The sequence below is a fragment of the Xanthovirga aplysinae genome (assembly GCF_009711365.1).
Taxonomy (GTDB): Bacteria; Bacteroidota; Bacteroidia; order Cytophagales; family Cyclobacteriaceae; genus Xanthovirga; species Xanthovirga aplysinae.
This window is the reverse complement of the sequence record NZ_SMMB01000766.1, coordinates 1-3,791: the sequence shown is the minus strand read 5'-3', so window position 1 is coordinate 3,791 and position 3,791 is coordinate 1. Positions and strand designations below refer to the sequence as shown.

Sequence of the window (3,791 nt, the reverse complement as noted above, 5' to 3'; positions counted from 1 at the left end):
AATCATGTTAAAAAAATTACTTTAAAAAAACTAAACTTTCGATTAGCCTTTCAAAATCATCCTTTCCTCCAATCATTTTCATCTGATCTCCTCCTTTTTTTCCTATGAATTTTTAATGTATCCCCTTTTCTAAAAAGAAGGTTTTCGCCGGAAAAAGCTGCTAACAATCACTCCCAACTATGAGTCAAATCATATTGGCACAGATGGTCAAACGATAACTTTGTATAAGTTAAGAGTCATAATTAAAAACCAGCAAGCTTATGAAAACGGGCATAAAAAAATTGTGTATAAAAATAATGGGGGGATTGGCCCTACTTTCCTTTCCATTTCTATTAAATAGTTGTGGAAGTGGTAGTAATGGTAATGAAACTGCAAACCAAGCCTCTGCTTCAATAAAAGACGTCTCAACAGACCCCATGCAAAATAAAGGGGTCGGTCCGATTATTCAGGTAGAATTAGGAGCATTAGATGAACAAATGGTCGAAGATGGTAAAACCATTTTTGAAGCGAATTGTACAGCTTGTCACCGCGTAGGTCAAAGATTTATTGGCCCGGACCTTAAGGGAATTACAAATAGAAGATCTCCAGAATGGATCATGAATATTCTCCTTAACCCCGAAAAAATGGTAAAAGAAGATCCTATCGCTAAAAAATTATGGGCCGAATTCAATGGGGCCACAATGGTTAACCAAAACATTTCAGAGGGCAAGGCCAGAAAAATATTGGAATACTTCAGGACTTTGAAATAAATAAATGTTTGAACCACAATACAGAAATAGAGAATTTATCGCTTTTACCCCTTAAATATCATTTGGGGAATAAAGGAATTACCTAAGGAAAAAGGTAAACCTCCACTAAAGAGAAGTTCCTTAGATATGCTACTTTTTTAATAAATCATCGACTAAAAGAATTTTTTCTGATTAAAATTCATTTCTATGAATCGTTATAAATATAAATTCCCCGTCTTGCTGTTTTTCTTCCTAGGATTTGTTTCGGCTTGCTTATCAGGAAACTAAAAGGGAGCCTTAGGCAATAAAGATGCTGCCTCCAAAGTATATGTGGTACCGGGCGAACATGATGAATTTTAAGGTTTACTTTCAGAAGGAGAAGCAATGAAAAATGGTCCCAAAATCAAAATACACATCAATGCCCCAACATTAAAAAAGGTAATTATTCCATAAGTATGAGCTAGCTCATACTTCTTAAAAAGACAGGATTGTAAGTTTGTCACATAGTAAAGAATTAGGATTTTGTGTCTAACACTTTGTTGGAAATAAATGAAAAGTGAGGAGGGAAAATGCATTTTTTCGATCACCAAATAGGAAAAGAGAAGAAAATCAAAATTACCAAGATTTTTAATTTTGAAATGAGCCATGCTTTACCAGGCTATGATGGCGACTGTAAAAATATACATGGGCATTCCTTTGTCCTTCACATTACCCTAAGAGGTAAAGTTTTCAGAGAAAAAGGCCACCCAAAAGATGGAATGGTCCTTGACTACAAGGTGTTAAAGAATATGGTTAAAGAGCAAATATTGAGCAAATTCGACCATGCTCTTGTACTATCCACCCAGACTGATCAGGAATTAATTCAAATCTTAAAAACAGCAAAACAAAAGCTTCATCTTGTTCCCTTTCAAACCACAAGTGAAAATTTATTATTTCACTTTGTAGAACTTTTGGCACCTCATTTACCGGACAGTGTGGAACTCTATTCAATAAAATTGTTTGAAACAAATTCTTCCTACGCGGAATGGGCGCTTGACAATCAGTAAGGAATGGATAATGGAGAGGGAAGAGTTTTTAAAATAGTCATAAGAGTTTAAAAATACTTAAAAGTAAGCAGTTACATACAGGTTTGACGATGGAAAAAGTCGACTTTCTGAGTTGGCTTTTTTTTAAACCTTTTCCAAAGATTACCTTCCTATTGGAATTATAAGCTTTTTATAATGATCATAATCAATGGGTAAATGAAATCAAAAGCAAGTTACAACTTATGGAAAATAAATTAAAAACACATACTTTTCATATTCCCGTGATGGGAATTGGCTACACCATTGATACTGCGGTTAAAGTAGCCCCTTTTGGAATATCTTCGGTACTTTCCTTAGTGGATGATATACTCATTGAAAAAATGAGAGCTTTCTATTGCAGAAAAATGGATCTACCCTATGAGGAGATTACCGAAAAAACAAAGGATCACCGTGCCCATAGAATTACGGCCTACCTAAACTTGATTGACGATGTGGTAAAAAACAAGTTCAATCAACTGAAAATTTCAGTAGAAAAAAAAGGAAATGAACTGGAGAAATACATTGATATGCTGCCGGACCTTTCTTACCTAAAAATAAAAGCAAAACACTTGCTAACTCAGGAATTTGGAAAAGGAGAAATCCGTAAATGGTTGGAGACAAATCTGTCCATGGGTTCTATTGATGTTAATATCATGACCAAATTGGACAAGGAAAATTATGAAAAACAACAAGCCCTTCCTTCCGAATACAATGACGCCCACTCTGCCCTAAGGGGTTTTGCCAAAAGTAAATTAAATTCTTCCATTGTACTTTCGGCGGGCATGAACCCACGTCTTTACAGCTATATGGAAAATTTTGAAGATTTCTTTCCAGATGAAAATGAAGACCTAAAAAAGAAAATCATTTTAAAAGTCAGTGATTTCCGTTCTGCTTTAATTCAGGGAAAATTTCTGGCTAAAAAAGGCCTGTGGGTTTCAGAATACAGAATAGAATCAGGGTTAAACTGTGGAGGTCATGCTTTTGCAACCGACGGTTATCTAATGGGCCCCATTTTAGAAGAATTTAAAAATAAAAGAGAGGACCTAATCCAATCCACTTATGATCTATGGGCAAAAGCTTTGGAAACCAAAAACCTTAATGTTCCCCGCAGCAGACCAAACGTTCGATTTTCTGCTCAAGGAGGAGTGGGAACGGCTCATGAACATGACTATTTATTGAAGCTTTACCAATTAGATTCTATAGGTTGGGGAACCCCTTTCTTACTTGTGCCGGAAGCCACCAATGTTGACCCAAAAACCTTAAACCTCCTAAGTAAAGCAAAAGAGAAAGATCTGGAACTAAGTCAGATTTCCCCTTTAGGAGTCCTTTTCAATAATCTAAAAGGAAATACCAAAGATCTCACAAAGGTAGAAAACATTCGCCTAGGAAGGCCCGGTAGTTCCTGTCCTAAGAAATTCGTAGCCATAAACAAAGAATTTAAGGACAAGGGATTATGTATTGCCTCCCGACAATATCAGGATTTGAAAATAAAAGAACTTAAGGCAAAAAACTTCTCTCCGGAAGACTACCAAAAAGAATATGAGAAGGTGGTGGCAAAATCCTGTATTTGTGTAGGCTTGGGCACTTCGGCTTTATTGGTAAATAATTTGGACCACAAGGTGGAAGGAGATGGTGTATCTGTTTGTCCAGGCCCTAATATGGCCTATTTCACCCAAAAAGCAAGTCTCCAACAAATGACAGACCATATTTACGGCAGGAAAAATCTAAATATTGATCCGAAGCGCCCTCATATGTTCATCAAAGAATTAAGAATGTATATCAATTACCTCAACAACCGGATAAATGAGTGGAAAGAAAAATCGGAAGAAAATCAACGGAAAGTCATTCAAAAATTCCATAAAAATCTATTTGCAGGGGTATCTTATTATCTTGAATTATTCAATATGGAAAATTTAATGGAGGCAACACCGATTAAAAAAGCTTTGGAAGAAGGAAAACAAAAATTAGAAACCTTAGTCTCTGCTTTTCCCCAACCTAT

3 protein-coding genes are annotated in these 3,791 nt (G+C 35.8%); all 3 read left to right on the top strand.

The annotated features are described in order from the left end of the window. The first annotated feature begins 260 nt into the window (after window positions 1-260). Window positions 261-749 carry a c-type cytochrome gene (locus E1171_RS05365; protein WP_155204825.1) on the top strand — a complete coding sequence of 163 codons (489 nt, stop codon included), beginning with the start codon at window positions 261-263 and terminating at the stop codon, window positions 747-749. A 548-nt stretch (window positions 750-1,297) separates the two neighbouring features. Next, a complete protein-coding gene (locus E1171_RS05360) occupies window positions 1,298-1,774 on the top strand; it encodes a 6-pyruvoyl trahydropterin synthase family protein (protein WP_155204823.1) in 477 nt (158 codons plus the stop codon). 221 nt (window positions 1,775-1,995) lie between these two features. Then, the coding region (locus E1171_RS05355; protein WP_187696271.1) for a hypothetical protein at window positions 1,996-3,791 on the top strand (1,796 nt) is incomplete at its 3' end.